The 16,255-nt window shown below is 71.3% G+C and carries 12 protein-coding genes; 8 read left to right on the top strand and 4 right to left on the bottom strand.

The window, feature by feature from the left end; genetic code table 11:
• The first annotated feature begins 85 nt into the window (after positions 1-85).
• From AB0C28_RS04350 to AB0C28_RS04330, 5 genes are read left to right on the top strand one after another with little or no spacing between them, the layout of a single operon-like run.
• Positions 86-1,450, top strand: a complete 1,365-nt coding sequence (locus tag AB0C28_RS04350; RefSeq protein WP_357838652.1) for an extracellular solute-binding protein — start codon at positions 86-88, stop codon at positions 1,448-1,450.
• On the top strand, positions 1,447-2,313 hold the full coding sequence (locus AB0C28_RS04345; RefSeq protein WP_358073054.1) for a sugar ABC transporter permease: 867 nt from the start codon (positions 1,447-1,449) through the stop codon (positions 2,311-2,313). The genes AB0C28_RS04350 and AB0C28_RS04345 overlap by 4 nt, the downstream gene beginning before the upstream one ends.
• Positions 2,310-3,152, top strand: coding sequence for a carbohydrate ABC transporter permease (locus tag AB0C28_RS04340; RefSeq protein ID WP_346108499.1), 843 nt, complete (start codon positions 2,310-2,312; stop codon positions 3,150-3,152). Before AB0C28_RS04345 ends, AB0C28_RS04340 begins: the two co-directional genes overlap by 4 nt.
• 23 nt (positions 3,153-3,175) lie before the next feature.
• A complete protein-coding gene (locus AB0C28_RS04335; RefSeq protein WP_357838659.1) occupies positions 3,176-5,212 on the top strand; it encodes a sugar-binding domain-containing protein in 2,037 nt (678 codons plus the stop codon).
• Between the two features lie 50 nt (positions 5,213-5,262).
• A complete protein-coding gene (locus AB0C28_RS04330; RefSeq protein WP_357838662.1) occupies positions 5,263-6,915 on the top strand; it encodes a ricin-type beta-trefoil lectin domain protein in 1,653 nt (550 codons plus the stop codon).
• A 49-nt stretch (positions 6,916-6,964) separates the two neighbouring features.
• Here the strand turns inward: AB0C28_RS04330 and AB0C28_RS04325 are convergent, their stop codons facing one another.
• Positions 6,965-7,543: a TetR family transcriptional regulator gene (locus AB0C28_RS04325; RefSeq protein ID WP_357838665.1), complete on the bottom strand. Its 579-nt coding sequence runs from the start codon at positions 7,541-7,543 to the stop codon at positions 6,965-6,967.
• 79 nt (positions 7,544-7,622) lie between these two features.
• Here AB0C28_RS04325 and AB0C28_RS04320 point away from each other — a divergent pair, with 79 nt between their 5' ends.
• Entirely contained in the window at positions 7,623-10,847 is a 3,225-nt protein-coding gene (locus AB0C28_RS04320) for a BTAD domain-containing putative transcriptional regulator (protein ID WP_357838668.1), read from the top strand.
• Between the two features lie 78 nt (positions 10,848-10,925).
• Complete coding sequence (locus AB0C28_RS04315) at positions 10,926-12,068, top strand: FAD-dependent monooxygenase (RefSeq protein ID WP_357838671.1); 1,143 nt, start codon at positions 10,926-10,928, stop codon at positions 12,066-12,068.
• On the opposite strand, the gene AB0C28_RS04310 is transcribed toward AB0C28_RS04315, so the two are convergent.
• Positions 12,055-12,885: an SAM-dependent methyltransferase gene (locus AB0C28_RS04310; protein WP_357838674.1), complete on the bottom strand. Its 831-nt coding sequence runs from the start codon at positions 12,883-12,885 to the stop codon at positions 12,055-12,057. The two genes, AB0C28_RS04315 and AB0C28_RS04310, sit on opposite strands and share 14 nt — an antisense overlap.
• Before the next feature lie 266 nt (positions 12,886-13,151).
• Between AB0C28_RS04310 and AB0C28_RS04305 the strand changes: the two genes are divergently transcribed.
• Complete coding sequence (locus AB0C28_RS04305; protein WP_346108514.1) at positions 13,152-13,337, top strand: hypothetical protein; 186 nt, start codon at positions 13,152-13,154, stop codon at positions 13,335-13,337.
• Positions 13,338-13,356: 19 nt separating this feature from the next.
• On the opposite strand, the gene AB0C28_RS04300 is transcribed toward AB0C28_RS04305, so the two are convergent.
• Both AB0C28_RS04300 and AB0C28_RS04295 read right to left on the bottom strand, forming a co-directional pair.
• Positions 13,357-14,160 (bottom strand): N-acetylmuramoyl-L-alanine amidase, encoded by an 804-nt coding sequence (locus AB0C28_RS04300; protein WP_357838678.1) that lies wholly within the window; start codon positions 14,158-14,160, stop codon positions 13,357-13,359.
• 131 nt (positions 14,161-14,291) lie between these two features.
• On the bottom strand, positions 14,292-16,076 hold the full coding sequence (locus AB0C28_RS04295; protein ID WP_358073053.1) for a carbamoyltransferase C-terminal domain-containing protein: 1,785 nt from the start codon (positions 16,074-16,076) through the stop codon (positions 14,292-14,294).
• Positions 16,077-16,255 lie beyond the last annotated feature (179 nt).

Below are 16,255 nucleotides of genomic sequence, written 5' to 3'. Positions count from 1 at the left end.
TGCATCGTTGCAGACAAGTATGCATGATGTCTGCATCGTTGCAGAGCCCTCACAACGTCATTTCCTGTCCGGCGAGGAGTCGCACATGTCCACACCCCCTCTTGGCCGTCGTGGGTTTCTCCAGGGAGCCCTGGGCATCGGCGCACTCGCCGCCACCGGCTCCCTCGCCGCGTGCGCCCCCGGCGGCACGGCCACGCAGCCCAGCAAGCTCGCCGCGCCGAGCGCGTCCGCCTCGGCGGCCAAGGGCGAGATCACCATCTGGAACCGGTCCGGCGACCTGTTCAAGGTCTTCGACGCGGCCATCGCCAAGTTCCGCGAGGCGTACCCGAACGTCAAGGTCAACCATCAGGCCGTCGACATCGACGCCAAGCTCGCCAACACCCTGATCAGCGGCACCGACGTGCCCGACGGCAGCTTCTGGGACGACGCCAAGATCGGCGGGCAGGCCGAGCACCTCTTCGACCTGACCGACCTGATCGCGCCGTACAAGGATCAGACCTCGCCGTACAAGCTGTCGGTGAACACCGTGGACGGCAAGATCTTCGGCGTTCCGTGGGACCTCGACCCGGGCCTGCTGTGGTACCGCGAGGACATCCTGGAGAGTGCCGGGGTCGATCCCGCGAGCCTGGCCACGTACGACGACCTCATCACGGCGGCCAGGACCGTCAAGGAGAAGGACCCGAAGACCCAGCCCATCCACCTGGAGAAGACGCCGTTCCTCAGCCAGCTCTGGCTGGAGATGCTGGCAGGACAGCAGGGCACGAGCCTCACCGACGCACAGGGCAAGCTGCGCCTCGACTCCGAGGAGTACCGGCGGATCTTCACCTGGATCCAGACGGCGGTCAAGGACGACCTGGTCACCCACGCCCCCTACCTGGAGCCGGCCGACGTCAAGTCGCTCGACGACGGCAGGCAGGTGTTCGTGCCGTGGGCGATCTGGTGGTCGTTCGCGCCGCAGCAGCTGCTCAAGGCCACCAAGGGCAAGTGGCGCGCCGCGCCGCTGCCGGCCTGGACGCCCGGCGGCGCGCGCAGCGGCGCGATGGGCGGCAGCAGCTTCGTCATCCCGGCCAAGGCCAAGAACCCCGAGCTGGCCTGGCTGCTGTACGAGTTCCTGTGCTTCAAGGAGCCCGGCTACACCGCCGTGTACGGCCCCAACGACGTCTACCCCGGCGGCCTGTCCACCTCGATCCCCAGCTACACCCCGGCGGCCGACCCGGCCAAGCCGTTGTTCCAGCCCATCGAGGCGCTCGGCGGCCAGGACCTGTGGAAGGTCGCCGTCGAGGCCGGCGCCACCATCCCGGCCGCCACGCCGATCCCGTGGTGGTGGGCCCAGTCGGTGGACTACCTCGGCAACAACATGCAGCGCCTGATGGAAGGCAAGATGTCCCCCGACCAAGTGATCTCGGAGTCGGCCGAGAAGATCCAGCGGAACCTGATCGACCGCTCATGAGGTCTGCCCGGCTCTCGCCGTATCTGTTCATCGCCCCGTTCTTCGTGGTCTTCGCCGCGTTCGGGATCTATCCGCTGATCTACGCCCTGCAGCTCAGCTTCATGCGCTGGCGCGGGGCGGGCGCGGCCCGCTGGGTCGGGATCGACAACTACCTCTACCTGCTGACCAGCCCGGACTTCTGGGCCTCGCTCGGCAACAGCGCCGTCATGTGGGTGCTGATCGTGCCGCTGCAGGTCGTGGCCGGGCTGGGCGGCGCGGTGCTGCTGGCCAACGCCAGGCTGCGGCTGCGCGGGTTCTTCCGGGTGGCCTTCATCGCGCCGTTCGTGACCCCGCTGGTGGCCATGGCACAGGTCTGGATCGTGGTGTTCGACCAGGACTACGGCCTGATCAACTACCTGCTCAACCTGGCGGGACTGCCCGACGTGGCCTGGCTGACCTCCACGACGTGGTCGAAGCCGACGCTGGCGCTGCTGTTCCTGTGGAAGACCACCGGGTTCGCGATCATCATCCTGCTGGCCAGCCTCCAGGCCGTCCCCGGCGGCGTGTACGAGGCCGCCGCGCTCGACGGCGCCTCCCGTGCCCGCCAGTTCTGGTCGATCACCGTGCCGCTGGTGCGGCGGAGCATGGCCTTCCTGGTGGTCATCCAGACGCTGGCGGTCTTCCAGATGTTCGCCGAGCCGTTCGTGGTCACCCAGGGCGGCCCGTACGGCTCCACCACCACCGCGGGGCTCTACCTCTACAACCACATCACCGCCTCCGACCTGGGCACCGGCGCCGCGAACTCGTTCCTGCTGGTCCTGCTCGTCTTCGGGCTGTCGCTGGTGTCGGTCAGGCTGCTGCGCCCGAAGGACGAGGTGTCATGAACAACACCAGGCCGGGCATCGCGCAGTACGCGGTGCTGGCGCTGCTCGCGATCGTGTTCCTGTATCCGATCTGGTGGGCGCTCAGCTCCTCGTTCAAGCCCGCCGCGGAGATCATCACGAGCCCGCTGTCGATCGGCGAGCTCACCCTGGCCAATTACCGGGCCATGTTCGCCGACGTGCCGATCGGCACCGGGTTCGCGAACACGGCGCTGGTGCTGCTGGTCAAGGGCGCGATGACGATGTTCTTCGCGCCGCTGGCCGGCTACGCGTTCGCCAAGTACGACTTCCCGTTCAAGAACCTGCTCTTCGGCACGGTGCTGCTGACGCTGATGCTGCCGACGCTGGTGCTGATCATCCCGCTGCTGCTGGAGATGAGCGCGCTCGGCTGGGTGAACACCTACCAGGCGCTGATCCTGCCGGGCAGCATCGACGCGTTCAGCATCTTCTGGATGCGGCAGACCATCGCCGCCATCCCGAACGAGCTCATCGATGCCGGGCGGGTGGACGGGGCCGGCGAGTTCGGCATCTTCGCCAAGGTCGTGCTGCCCGTCATCAGGCCGGGCCTGGCGGCGCTGGCGGTGCTGACCACGATGAACGTCTACAACGACTTCGTCTGGCCGGTCGTCGCCGTCAACGACACCTCCCATCAGACCCTCCAGGTGGTGCTGTCCACGCTGGCGCAGAACGTCACCGGCAACCGGATCGGCGCCGACTTCGCCACCGTCTGGGGCGAGCTGCTGGCCGCGGGGAGCATCGCCATGCTGCCCCTGCTGGTGATCTTCGTCCTGCTGCAGCGCCACTTCATCAACGGCATCCTCGCGGGCAGCGTCAAGGGCTGACCCCGATCATGAAAGAGAGCACTATGTCGCCGCGTGCGGAATACCCCCGGCCCCACTTCGACCGGTCGCACACCTGGTCGAGCCTCAACGGAGACTGGGACTTCCGGGCCGACACCGAGCCGGGCTGGAACCGGACCATCACCGTGCCCTTCGCCTGGGAGACCCCCGCGTCGGGCATCGAGGCCCACTGGCTGCCCGTGGCCTGGTACCGCCGCTCGTTCACCGTGCCGGCCGGCTGGGCCGGACAGCGGGTCGTGCTGCACTTCGGCGCCGTGCACCACGAGGCGACCGTCTACGTCAACGACGTCGAGGTGGCCTCCCACCGGGGCGGCTACACCCCGTTCGAGACCGACGTCACCGACGCGCTGGACGGCACGGGCCCGCAGCAGGTCGTGGTCCGGGTCTCCGCCCCGCTGGACAAGCGGGAGATCGCGCACGGCAAGCAGCGCAGCATTCCGCGCGACGACTTCGACGGCGTCTGCTTCACCCCGTCGTCGGGCATCTGGCAGAGCGTCTGGCTGGAGGCCAGGCCCGCCACCTACGTGTCGGCGCTGCGGCTGCGCCCCTCTTCCGGGCTCGACGCCATCGAGGTCGAGGCGGAGGTCTCGGGGGCGGCGCAGGCCGCGCTTGTGCTGCGCCTGCGCGGCACGGATACGAGCGTCGAAGTGCCCGTCGAGAACGGCCTGGTCAAGGCCGTGATCCCGGTGGCCGGGCCGCGCCTGTGGTCGCCGGAGGACCCGCACCTCTACCACGTGGACGCCACCCTCACCTCCGCCGACGGCACCGACACCGTCGCCGCCTACACCGGGCTGCGCCGGATCGAGGTGATCGGCGAGGACCTCTACCTCAACGGCGCCCGCCTGTTCGTACGCGGCGTGCTCGACCAGGGCTACTGGCCGCGCACCGGCATCACCGCACCCGACGACGCCGCGCTGCGCCGGGATATCGAACTGGCCGCCGCGGCCGGCTACAACCTGGTGCGCAAGCACCTCAAGCTGGAGGATCCGCGCTTCGTCCACCACGCCGACGTGCTCGGCATGCTCCTGTGGGCCGAGCCGGCCGCGACCGGCCGCTTCTCCGCCGATTCGGTAGCGGCGTTCGAGGAGCAGGTCGCGCCCATGGTCGAGCGGGACGGCAACTCCCCCGCGATCGTCATCTGGGGCCTGTACAACGAGGAGTGGGGCCTGGACTGGGACATTCCCGGCGACCCGGCCAAGCAGGCGGCGGCGGCAGCGGCGTACGACCTGCTCAAGTCGCTCGACGCGAGCCGGCCCGCGGTCGACAACTCCGGCTGGACGCACGTCAAGACCGACCTGCTCGACTGGCACTACTACGACGAGTCCGCCGCCTCCTGGGGCAGGACCGTCGCCGCGCTGCTCAACGGCGAGCAGGACGACTTCCCCGTCGGGCTCGGCCCCGGCTTCGTCGTGCGCAAGAAGCTGGCCGGCACGCCCGAGCAGCCACTGCGCGGCCTGCCCAACCTCAACAGCGAGTACGGCACCGGCTTCACCTCCGTCGAGCGGGGCTGGCAACTGCGCTGGCAGACCCAGGAGCTGCGCCGCCACGACCGCGTGGCCGGCTACGTCTACACCGAGATGTACGACATCGAGCACGAGTCGGCCGGGCTGCTGGACTTCGAGCGCCGGGCCAAGGACCTGGGCGGCGTCGCCCCTGCCGACGTGAACGCCACGACCACGCTCGTGCTCGACGTCGTCCCCGTGGCGCCGGGGCGTGACCTGCTCAGCGAGTCGGGCGAGGTGAGCGTGCCGGTCCGGGTCTCGCATCACGGGAGCGAGCCGGTCAACGGGCACCTGCGCACCGCCTGGACTCCCGTGCTCGGCGCCGCCCCCGCTCCTGACGCCTTCACCACCTCCGAGGACCCCTGGATTGAGGCCAAGCCGTTCCTGCTCAGCGGCCCCGCCGAGGTCCGCGCCGCGCTGCCGAAGGGCTGGAGCAGCGGCCGGCTGCACGTCGCCCTCGTCAGCGACGGCACGATCGTGGCCTGCTCGGCCGTGGACGTGGACACCTTCACCGGCCGCGTCATCGGCGACCAGCACTGACCGATCCCTCCCGCTCAATCACCCCCCTCCCCAACAAAGGAGAGCAATCAGTGCGCTACACACCCCCCACGCGGATCCTGTCCGCCTTAGCCCTGACCGCCGCCTGTCTCGTCGGACTGACGGGCCCGATGGCCGGCGCCGCCTCCGCGGCCCCCGCCGGCCAGGTGCTCTACTCCCCGAACCTGTCCACGTTCCCCCAGGGCGACGCCAGCTACCCCAGGGCGATCAGGCTGGACCATGACGGCTCGCCGAACGAGACCATGCTGGCCACCTACGCCCGCCGGGGGCACAACGCGCGCGCGTCGTTCCCGATCCACCGCAGTACCGACGGCGGGCGTACGTGGTCGGCGAACCCCATCTCCACCATCACCTCGAACACGCCGGGCTGGGACCTCGGCGCCCCCGTCCTGTACGAGGTGCCGCGCACCGCGAACGGCCTCAACCAGGGCGACCTGCTGGCCTCCGGCACGGCCTGGGCCGAGGGGAACTTCACCGCCCAGAAGGTCGAGGTGTTCAAGAGCACCGACCACGGCGCGACGTGGACGTACCTGTCCAACTGCACCCAGACCAGCGGCCAGCCCAACACCATCGGGCACGGCATCTGGGAGCCGTGGTTCCTGCTGACCCCGAACAACACGCTGGCCTGCTTCATCTCCGACGAGCGGCCCGCGAACACCCCCACGAACAACCAGGTCATCGGCCACTACACCTCCACCAACGGCGGGCAGTCGTGGAGCGCCACGATGACGCAGGACGTCGTCTTCCCCGCAGACAACCTGGCCAGGCCCGGTATGTCGATCGTGACGGCGCTGCCGAACGGCACGTTCCTGATGGCGTACGAGCTGTGCAGGGACGCCACCAACGCCGACCACGCCTGCGAGGTCTACACCAAGACCAGCTCCAACGGCCTGAGCTGGGGCTCGGGGGCGGGCACGCTCGTGCGCACGTCCGACCAGCGTGAGCTGCTGCACACCCCGTACGTCGCCTGGCTGCCGGGCGGCGGCGCCAACGGCACGCTGCTGCTGTCGGGACAGCGCGTCGTGGCCGGCCCGACCGGCAACAAGACCGTGCTCGGTGAGTCGGGCCAGGTCCTGTTCGCCAACACCGACCTGGGCGCCGGCGCGTGGACCGAGATCGAGGCTCCGGTGAACATCTCGCCCACCGGCGGTTACGCCCCCGGCGTGCCGTCCTGCCCCGGTTACAGCTCCCCCATCGTGCCCTCCGCGAACGGAACCGACTTCCTGTACCTGGCCGCCACCCACCTCACCGGCAACCAGTGCCAGGTCAGGTACGGCATCGGCACGCTGCCCGGCCGGGCGGGCCAGATCACCGGCCCGGCCGGCGCCGGCAAGTGCCTGGACGTGGACACCAACACGAACACCAACGGCAACGCCGCCCAGCTCTGGGACTGCGGCGTCGCCACCGGCCAGCGCTGGTCCAGACACCCCGACGGCACCCTGCGCGCCTTCGGCAAGTGCCTGGACATCGACGCCAACGGCACCGCCAACTTCACCAAGGTGCAGCTCTGGGAGTGCAACGCCAACGGCGGCCAGAGGTGGGTGCCCCAGGCCAACGGCTCGCTGCTGAACCCGCAGTCGGGCCGCTGCCTCGACGCGCCCGGCGGCGCCACGGCCAACGGCACCAAGCTGCAGATCTACGACTGCAACGGCCTCGACCCGCAGAAGTGGAACCTGCCCGCCTGATCTCCTGAAGGACCCTCACCCTCGTGGTGGGGGTCCTCCTGGACATGCGTCAGGCGAACGGCTGGGCGATCTGGTCGAGCGTCTCGTCGATGACCTCGAGCAGCGTGCGGGCCTGCTCCTCCTCGGTCCACAGGTGCGTGGCCAGCCGGAGCCCCACCAGGAAGGCCGCCGCCAGCACCCGGGGCGAGACCGGGCAGTAGCGCTCGGCGACGGCCGCCGACAGGTCTCGCTCCAGGGCCGCGTGGTTCGCCAGTTGCCGGGCGAGCAGCGAGGGGTGCCGCTTGGCCAGCCGGGTCCGCAGCGCCCACTCGCGCTCAGGCTCGCCCTCCTCCCGCTGCAGCTCCTCGATCGCCTCGCGCAGCGCCTGCCAGGCCGGCATCCCCTCCGGCTGTGCCCGCACCCGCCCCACCAGGGCCATGATGCGCTGCTCCTCACCGTAGAGCAGCGCGTCCTCCTTGCCGGAGAAGTAGTTGGAGAACGTCCGCCGCGAGATGTTCGCCGCGTCGGCGATCGACTCGACCGTGACGGCGTCGAGCCCGTGCTCGACCACCAGCCGCAGGGCCGCCTCGTGGACGGCCTGGCGGGTCTCGGCCTTCTTGCGTTCGCGCAGCCCCAGCGTGCTTTCCATGATGCCGGTCAGCTTACCCCGAACGGTGTCTACATCTGTAGACACGCTTTGTGCCGGCGACGTGCGGGACAATCGGGGCGTGCAGTTCGGCGTCCTCGGCCCGCTCGTGGTCCGGCCGCCCGCCGGTGACCCGCTCGCCGTCGGCGGGCCCCGCCCGCGTGCGCTGCTCGCGATGCTGCTGCTCGACGCGGGCCGGCTGGTCAGCATCGAACGCCTCATCGACGGCCAGTACGGCGACCGGCCCCCTTCCGGCGCGGCCAACGCCGTCCAGGCACAGGTCTCCCGCCTGCGGCGCAACCTGCCCGCGGACCTGATCGAGTTCCACGGCTCCGGCTACCGGCTGGCGGTCGACCGGGAGAGCGTGGACGCACACCGGTTCGAGCGGCTGTCGCGCGAGGGGCGCGGGCTGCTGGCCGCGGGACGTCACTCGGCCGCCGCCGCCGTGCTCAGGGAAGGGCTGGAGCTGTGGCGCGGGCCGGCGTTCGCGGACGTGGCCGAGGCGCCGTTCGCGGGACCGCAGGCCGTACGGCTGGAGGAGCTGCGGCTGGCGGCCACCGAGGACCTGTTCGAGGCCGAGCTGTCGCTGCCCGAGGCCGGCCCGGTGAGCGGGCTGCGCGAGCTCGTGGCCGCGCATCCGCTGCGGGAGCGGGCGCGCGGGCTGCTGATGCGCGCGCTGCACGCGGCGGGACAGCAGGCGGAGGCGCTGGCCGTCTTCGACGAGGGCCGGCGGCTGCTGGCCGACGAGCTGGGGGCCGACCCCTCGCCCGAGCTGGCGGCCCTGCACCTGGAGATCCTGCGCGGGGAGCGGGAGAGCAGCACGCGGATCCCGCCGCCGGCGCAGCTCACGAGTTTCGTGGGCCGCGAGGCGGAGCTGGCCCGGCTGGACGCGCTGCGCGGGGCCCGGCTGGTGACGATCGTCGGGCCGGGCGGCACCGGCAAGACCCGCCTCGCCATCGAGTTCACCACCCGCCGCGCCTCCTCTGGGCGTGACGGCGGGCCGGCGTTCGTGGACCTGTCGCTCGCGGACGGCGCGACCGGGCAGGTGGCGCGGGTGGTGCTGGGTGCACTCGGGTTGCGCGAGTCCGCGCTCAAGCCGCCCGCCGCCGCCGGCGAGTTCGATCCCGCGGACCGCCTGATCGCCGCGCTGGCCGATCAGGACGTTCTCCTCATCCTGGACAACTGCGAACACGTGATCGCCGCAGCCGCCGCTCTCACCCGCCGCCTGCTCGCCCGCTGCCCCGGCCTGCACGTCCTGGCCACCAGCAGGGAGCCGCTCGGCATCACCGGCGAGCAGTTGGTCCCGCTCGCTCCCCTCCCCACACCGCCGCCAGGGGAGGCCGACCCGGCCGACTATCCGGCGGTCAGGCTGTTCGCCGACCGGGCGGCGGCCGTACGGCAGGGGTTCACGCTCGATCCCGGCACCCTGGACGCGGTGCTGCGGATCTGCGCGGCACTCGACGGCCTGCCCCTGGCCGTCGAGCTGGCGGCGGCACGGGTGCGCACGTTCGGAGTGGCCGAGATCGCCGACCGGCTGGCCGAGCACGGCCGGTTCCGGCTGCTCTCGCGCGGCGACCGTACGGCCGCCGCGCGCCATCAGACGCTGCACGCGGTCGTGGAGTGGAGCTGGAGCCTGCTGGACGCCAGGGAACAGGCGCTGGCCAGGCGGTTCTCGGTGTTCAGCGGCGGCGCGACCCTGGAGGCGGTCGAACACGTCTGCGCCACGCCCGCACCGACTCAGGCCGAGGAGTCGGCGGGTGGGGAAGTGGCCGAGACGGAGGAAATCGTCGAGGCGGAGGAACTGGCTGACGTACTGGCGGATCTGGTGGACAAATCGCTCGTCGAGACCGACGGCGAGCGTTACCAGATGCTCGACACCATCCGCCTGTTCTGCGCCGGACGGCTCGCGGAGGCGGGCGAGGAGGAGGCGCTGCGGCGGGCGCACGCGGCCTGGTTCCTGACGTTCGCGCGGCGCGCGGAAGACCGGCTCTACCGGGCCGAGCAGTTGGAGTGGCTGGCCCGGCTGTCCGCCGACAACGCCAATCTGCAGGCGGCGCTGCGCTGGGGTGTCGAGCACGACAGGCCGACGGCGTTCCGGCTGATGACGGCGCTGGCCATGTACTGGTGGCTGAGCGGGCGGCGCGGCCAGGCCACCCCGCACGCCGAACGCCTGCTCGACGGCCCAGAGCCGGGGGACGAGCTGGCCGAGGAGTACGTGATGGCCGTGCTGCACGCCGTCCCGGGGGCGGACTCGCCGCACTGGGAGCGGGCGCGGACCATCGTCGAGTCGCTCGACCGGCCGCTGCGGCACCGATTCGGCGTGGCGCTCTGGGGCATGATCGCAGGCCCGCCCAGAGGCGGGATGGGGGCGGCGCGGGATCGGCGGATCCCGCAGGCCGACCCGTGGAGCCGGGCGCTCGAACGGCTCGGCTTCTCCCTGATGGCCCTGCACGACGGCCGGCTCGCCGAGGCGGAGGCCGAGCTGGAGGAGGTGCTGTCGGACTTCGGCGCGGTGGGCGAGCGCTGGGGCACCGGGCAGGCGCTCGACTGGCTGGCCCTGCTCGCGAGCTGGCGCGGCGACTGGGCCCGTGCGATGGAGCTGTGGGACCGGGCGCTGGCGATGGTCGCGGAGCTCGGGGCGCTGGACGAGCTGGCCGACATCCTGCTCAGACGCGGCAACGCGCACTGGCGCTCGGGGAACGCCGAGGCGGCCCGCGCCGACTGCGAGCGGGCGGGCGAGCTGGAGCGCCGGCTGGGCCGGCCGGAGCTGCTGGCCTGGGTGCGGCTGGAACTGGGGGACATGCTGCGGCTCCAGGGCGACCTTCCCGGGGCGGCCGAGCGGCTTGAGGCGGCGCTGTCCGGCTCCGGGGCCGGCACGTTCACCGCCGGCGGAACGACGTCACGGGTGCACACGGCGCTGGGCCGGTTGGCGACCGCCCAGGGGGACGTGGACCGGGCGGCACGCATGCACGCCGAGGCCGTGGCCATCGCGCTGCGCTCCCCCCTGGCCAACGACCTGGCCGAAGCGGCGGAGGGCCTGGCCGGCCACGTCCTCACGGCCGCCGCACCCGGCCCCGGTGACGGAGGGGACGAGCGGCGGCGGGCAGCGGTCGGGGCGGCGGTGCTGCTCGGGGTGGGAGCGGCGGTGCGGGGGATGGCCGTGGTCGGCGACCGCGACGTCGCCGCCACCGCCGCCGAGGCCACCCGCGTCCTCGGCCCCGACGCGTTCGCGGCCGCGTACGCGAGCGGCGCCGCCATGAAGCGGGACGAGACCGTGACCGTCCTGCGCAGCACCACCGGCCGCTAAGCCCGCATTGACAGCACCTGGGGGTGCTGTCAGCCGGGTGTCGCCGGGTTGTCAGCGGGTGCGGCGAGGCTCACTGGCATGCGAAACGTCAACGTCCTCATCTCCGGAGCCAGCATCGGCGGCCCCGCCCTCGCCCACTGGCTCGTCCGTTACGGCTTCAAGGTCACCGTCGTGGAGAAGGCCGGGACCCTGCGCGAGGGCGGGCAGGCCGTCGACTTCAAGGGCGAGACCCACCAGACCGTGCTGACCAGGATGGGCATCCTCGACGACGTCCGCCGCCTGCAGACCGGCGGCGCCGACCAGGAGATCGTGGATGCGAACGGCCGCGTGCTGGCCGTCATCCCCGGCGAGTTCACCGGCGGCGACCTGGAGATCAGGCGCGGCGACCTGTCCAGGCTCCTCTACGAGCGCACCGCCCCCCACTGCGAGTACGTCTTCGGCGACTCGATCACCTCGCTCACCGAGACCCCGGCCGGCGTGCATGTCACCTTCGAACGCGCGACCCCCCGTACCTTCGACCTGGTCGTGGGCGCGGACGGGATCCACTCCAACGTGCGCCGCCTGGCCTTCGGCCCCGAGGCCGACTTCGTCAAGTTCCTCGGCCACTACTACGCCCTGGTCGAGCTGGACGCGGACTTCGGCGAGCGGGCGATGATGTACAACGAGCCGGGCCGGATGGTCGCGGTCGGCGGCACCAAGGCGACCGCGTTCTTCGTCTTCGCCTCCGACCCGCTCGACTACGACCGCTACGACGCCGAGCAGCAGAAGGCCATCCTGGCGCGGAGGTACGAGGGCATGGGCTGGCGTACCCCGGAGATCATGAAGGCGGTGAGCACCGCCGAGGACGTCTACCTCGACTCGCTCAGCCAGGTCAGGATCGACCGCTACAGCGCGGGCCGGGTGGCGCTGCTCGGCGACGCGGCGTACGGCAACACCCTGGGCGGTTTCGGCACCGGCCTGGCCATGGTGGGCGCGTACGTGCTGGCGGGCGAGCTGGCCGCGGCGAACGGCGACCACCGCGCGGCCTTCGCCGAGTACGAGCGGCAGCTACGCCCCTACGCCAAGATCGCCGAGAACGGCAACGCCGGCCCCTTCCTGGCCCCCAGCGGCGGCGCCAGGATGCTGATGCGCAACTGGACCTTCAAGTCGAAGTTCCTGCTCGGCCTGATGATGAAAATGACCGACAAGTACGCCACTCACATCGACCTCAAGTCCTACTGAACGCTCTGATCCGGCCGACCCCGCCCTCCACGAGCAGGTGCGGTGGGGCGTCCATGAAGGGGACCCGCGCCTCGGCCGGATCGGCGCACCAGTCCTGGACCGGTACGAATCCAGGCCCGATCAGCTCGAACCCGTCGAAGAAGCGCAGCACCTCCGCCCTCGTGCGGAATCTGGACTGCGCCGGCGAACCGGCCGTGGCGAGCTGGAGCTGGGCGACAGCCTCGGGCGCGCTCTCCGCCATGGCGTGCGAGAGCACCAGATGACTGCCCGCTACCATGTGCTTCCTGAAGGCGGCCACGATCCCCTCGGGATCCTCCTCGTCCATGACGAAGTGCAGCACCCCGACCATGAGCACGCACACCGGCTGGTCGAAGTCGATCAACCCGGTGACGTGCGGGTCGGCCAGGATGTCACCGGGACGGCGCAGGTCGGCCTCGATGCCGGCGACGCCGGGAGAGTCGGCCAGCAGCACCTGTGCGTGCCTGCGCACCACGGGATCGTTGTCCACGTAGATCACCCGGCAGGCGGGATGCACCGCGCGGACGGTCTCGTGGATGCTGGGCGCGGTCGGGATGCCGGTGCCGAGGTCGATGAACTGCCTGACGCCCCGCTCGGCGAGATGACCGACCGCCTCGATCTGGAACCGACGGTTGGCCCTGGCCACGAGGCGGGTGTCGGGCGCGACCGCGAGCAGCTTCTCGGCCACGGCGCGGTCGACCGCCAGGTTGTCCTTGCCTCCGAGCAGGTAGTCGTAGACCCTGGCCGAGCTCGGCATCTTCGGGTTGACGCCGGGCGGAACGCGTTCTAGATCGGTCACGGTGTTTCGCCCCCTCCGCCGCGAACAACTTGGACGTCATATTACTCGCTGCTTACCGAGGATCTTCTTCGATCCGCCAGGCGAGCGAAATAGAACAAGTTCTCGTGGAGTTGACCAGGCAGGAGGTCCGGTGTCCGAACGTCTTCCCCAGGACGGACCGGAAATACAGCCGCCGGACCGATGCGCTCAGGGCCCGAGCCTGTGCATCCTGGTGGTGACGGGTCCGGTGCGGGCCTCGTTCCGGACCTGAGAGGAGTCACGAGGGCATGGACAACGCGGCAGGCCGCCCCACCGTGATCTTGGATAACGGCGTCGTCGGCAGGGTCGTGCTGGCCCATCCCCATCGGCGCGACCTCGTGCTCGTGCTCGGGATGGACGGCACCCTGCTCAGCTGCCAGCTCGACGACATCGCCTGCGTGGTCGGCGGCTCACCGCTCTGCCGCGACGGCTGACCTCCGCGCCTCGTGCCGGCTAGTTCAGGAAGTTCCTGACCCCGTCGGCCAGGGCGCCGGCCATCCGCTTGCGGAAAGCGGGATCGGACATCTTGGCGGCGTCGCCCGGATTGCGCATGTTGCCGCACTCGATGAAGATCGCCGGCCGCGTCGACAGGTTGAGGCCGCCCAGGTCGACGCGGGTCGTCAGGCCCCTGCGCCCCACATAGTCGGCGTACGGCATGCCCGTGCCCTCGCGGTAGGCGTTACGAACGGCCAGGCCGAGCCGGCGCGAGGGCCGCACCACGTCGTCGTTGTGCCCGGGGAGCAGCCCCGGCATGATCACATGAAACCCGTGCCCGCTCGGCGCCGCGCCGTCGCCGTGGATGGACACGACCGCGTCGGCCCTGGCCTCGTTGCCGATCGCGGCCCGCTCGGTGACGCAGGGGCCAACGCCCTTGTCGTTGGGCCTGGTCAGCACCACCTTCGCGCCCATCTTCTCCAGGATGGGCTTGAGCTGGCCGGCGACGTCCCAGGTGAAGGCGTGTTCGGGAAAGCCGGCGTCGGTCCGGGTGCCGGTGGTGTTGCACGGCTTTCTGCCGGTGATGACGTCGACCAGCCGGTTGATCTCCTTCGGGTGCGAGGCGTTGCCGCCGTTGTGCCCCGGGTCGATCACCACGGTCTTGCCCTCCAGCGGACGACCTGGAGTGGCGGCCGGCGGCGGGGACGCGGGCAGCGCCGCCTCATGGGCGGCGGGCACGGCGGCGCCGCCGCATCCGGCGATCAGCGCGATCGACGCGGCCAGGGTGAGCTGGGTCACGGATCCGGCTCGGTAGACGCGCATGTGATCGACCGTACCCGGAGCGGGACGACAATCCCAAGACCTCTCTGACCTGCGCTGTCGTGTCGCGCGCCCAGCTTGGCGATCACGCTTCCGTCGGCGCGGGCTCCCGTGTCCCATGGACGCGGACGCGGCTACGCGCCCGGCAGTGGCGGCTCCTCGCGTTTGCGGATGACGTACGGCGGCATCGCCAGCGCGTGCAGGCCCGTCTCGCGCAGGGTCTGGATCGCGTGCTCCGGCGTCTCGGCCGGCGGTTCCCCCGGGCCGGAGAGCGTGACGCCGGCCAGCACCGGCGTGCCCGTACGCGCGTGCCAGGCCGTCAGCAGGGCGTGCAGGAACGGCAGGCTCTCCCGCTCGACCGTCTGCGGCGTGGCCGTGCCGTCCACGTGGGTGATGCCCGGCAGCAGGTCGCGGTGTTCCGGGCGGACGGCGACGGCGTACTGCATGAACGGGGACGGCCGGTCCAGCTCGAAGATCCGTTCCGCGTGCTCGGCCGTCACCACGGGCGCCGGTGGCCGGAACCACTCGCGGCCCTTCACCTCGAAGTTGACGTAGTCCTGGAGGTCGGGGTCGCGCGGGTCGCCGAGGATGCTGCGATGGCCCAGCGCCCTCGGGCCCGACTCGCTGCGCCCCTGGTACAACCCGATCACCCGGCCGCTCTCCAGCAACGCCACGAGTGCCGCCGTCAGGTCCTCTGGCCGCTCGACGTACAGGTCGGCGGGCAGACCGCGGATAGCGGCCTCGATCTCGCGCTCGTCCCGGTCGGGGCCGAGGAAGTCGTCCGTCCAGCGGAACCCGGGCCGTACCCCGAGGCAGGCGGCCAGCCCGTACAGGGCGCAACCCACGGCGGTGCCGCCGGTGTGCGGGGCGGGCGGGACGAACAGCTCGCGGAACGGGGACTCGCGGATCAGCCGTCCGTTGGCCGAGCCGCTCAGCGCCGCACCACCGGAGAAGGCCAGCGCGTCCAGGCCGGTCTCGGCGTGCAGCCAGGCGACGACCTGGAGCAGCGCCCGCTCGAAGGCCCGCCGTCCGGCGGCGGCCAGATTCGCGGCCCGCCGGAACTCCTCACCGCCCGGCTCGTACCGGAAGGAGTCTGTACGGCGGGGCTCCCCACCACCTGGCTCGGTACGGCGGGACTCGCCACCGCCCGGCTCGGGTCGCCGGAACTCCCCGCCGCCCGGCTCCTCCCCGAAAGCGCCCGCGTGACGGAACAGCTCCGTCCAGGCGGGCGGGATGTGCACCTCGTGGCCGCGTACGTCCAGGTCGGGCAGACCCAGCGCGTCCGGGTCGCCGTACGGGGCCAGCTCCATCACCTTGGTCCCGTCGCCCTCGCTCCCCGGCCACGTCACCTCGGCCAGCAACGCGTAGAAGCAGCCGAGCCCGGCGGGCCTGGCCCAGTCGCCGTCCCAGAACTGCTTGGCCAGGCACTCGATCCGCCCGCGCGTGCACCGGTAGTAGGAGGCGACCTCCAGCAGGTCCTCGTCCGCGTCGAACGGCAGCTCGACCTGCTCGACCAGGTCCCCGATCCGGCTGCCCCGCGCGTCGATCACCAGCCCCGCCGCCTCCTCGAACGGCGACGGGTGGAACGCGCCGTAGATGTGGGACAGGTGGGAGGAGACCATCACGATCGGCGTCTCGTCCCCGAGGCCGAGGGCCTGGCGGGTCTCCTGCTCGTACGCGCCCGCGTGCTCGATCTCGGTGTCGGCGGCGTAGCCCTCCACGACCAGGTCGACCCGCTCCTTGAGCAGCGGCATGGCGGGCACGTACCGGTCCGGCAGGTCGCCGAGGCGGCCCCAGTGGTGCTCGCGGCGGCTGACGCGCTCCTTCTGCAGGCTGTACATGCCCGACTCGCCCACCGCGACGGCGATGGAACCATCTTGCGTACGATTTATACCGACAACAATGGGAAAGTCAGCCATCGCGATGCCTCCTGATCGTGATCACGGGCACCGATACCCACGGCCAGAACAAGTGGATCTCCCAACCACGTAAGGGACCCGTCAGCCGAGCAACCGCCCGAGGTCACGCCGAGCAACCGCCCGAGGTCACGCCGGGCAGCCGGCCGAGGTCGCACCGGGGCAGCAGGTCGACTCCCGCA

Source organism: Nonomuraea sp. NPDC048892, assembly GCF_040649735.1.
Taxonomy (GTDB): Bacteria; Actinomycetota; Actinomycetes; order Streptosporangiales; family Streptosporangiaceae; genus Nonomuraea; species Nonomuraea maheshkhaliensis.
Note: the sequence above shows the minus strand (reverse complement) of the source record. Positions and strands in the feature narration are given on the sequence as shown.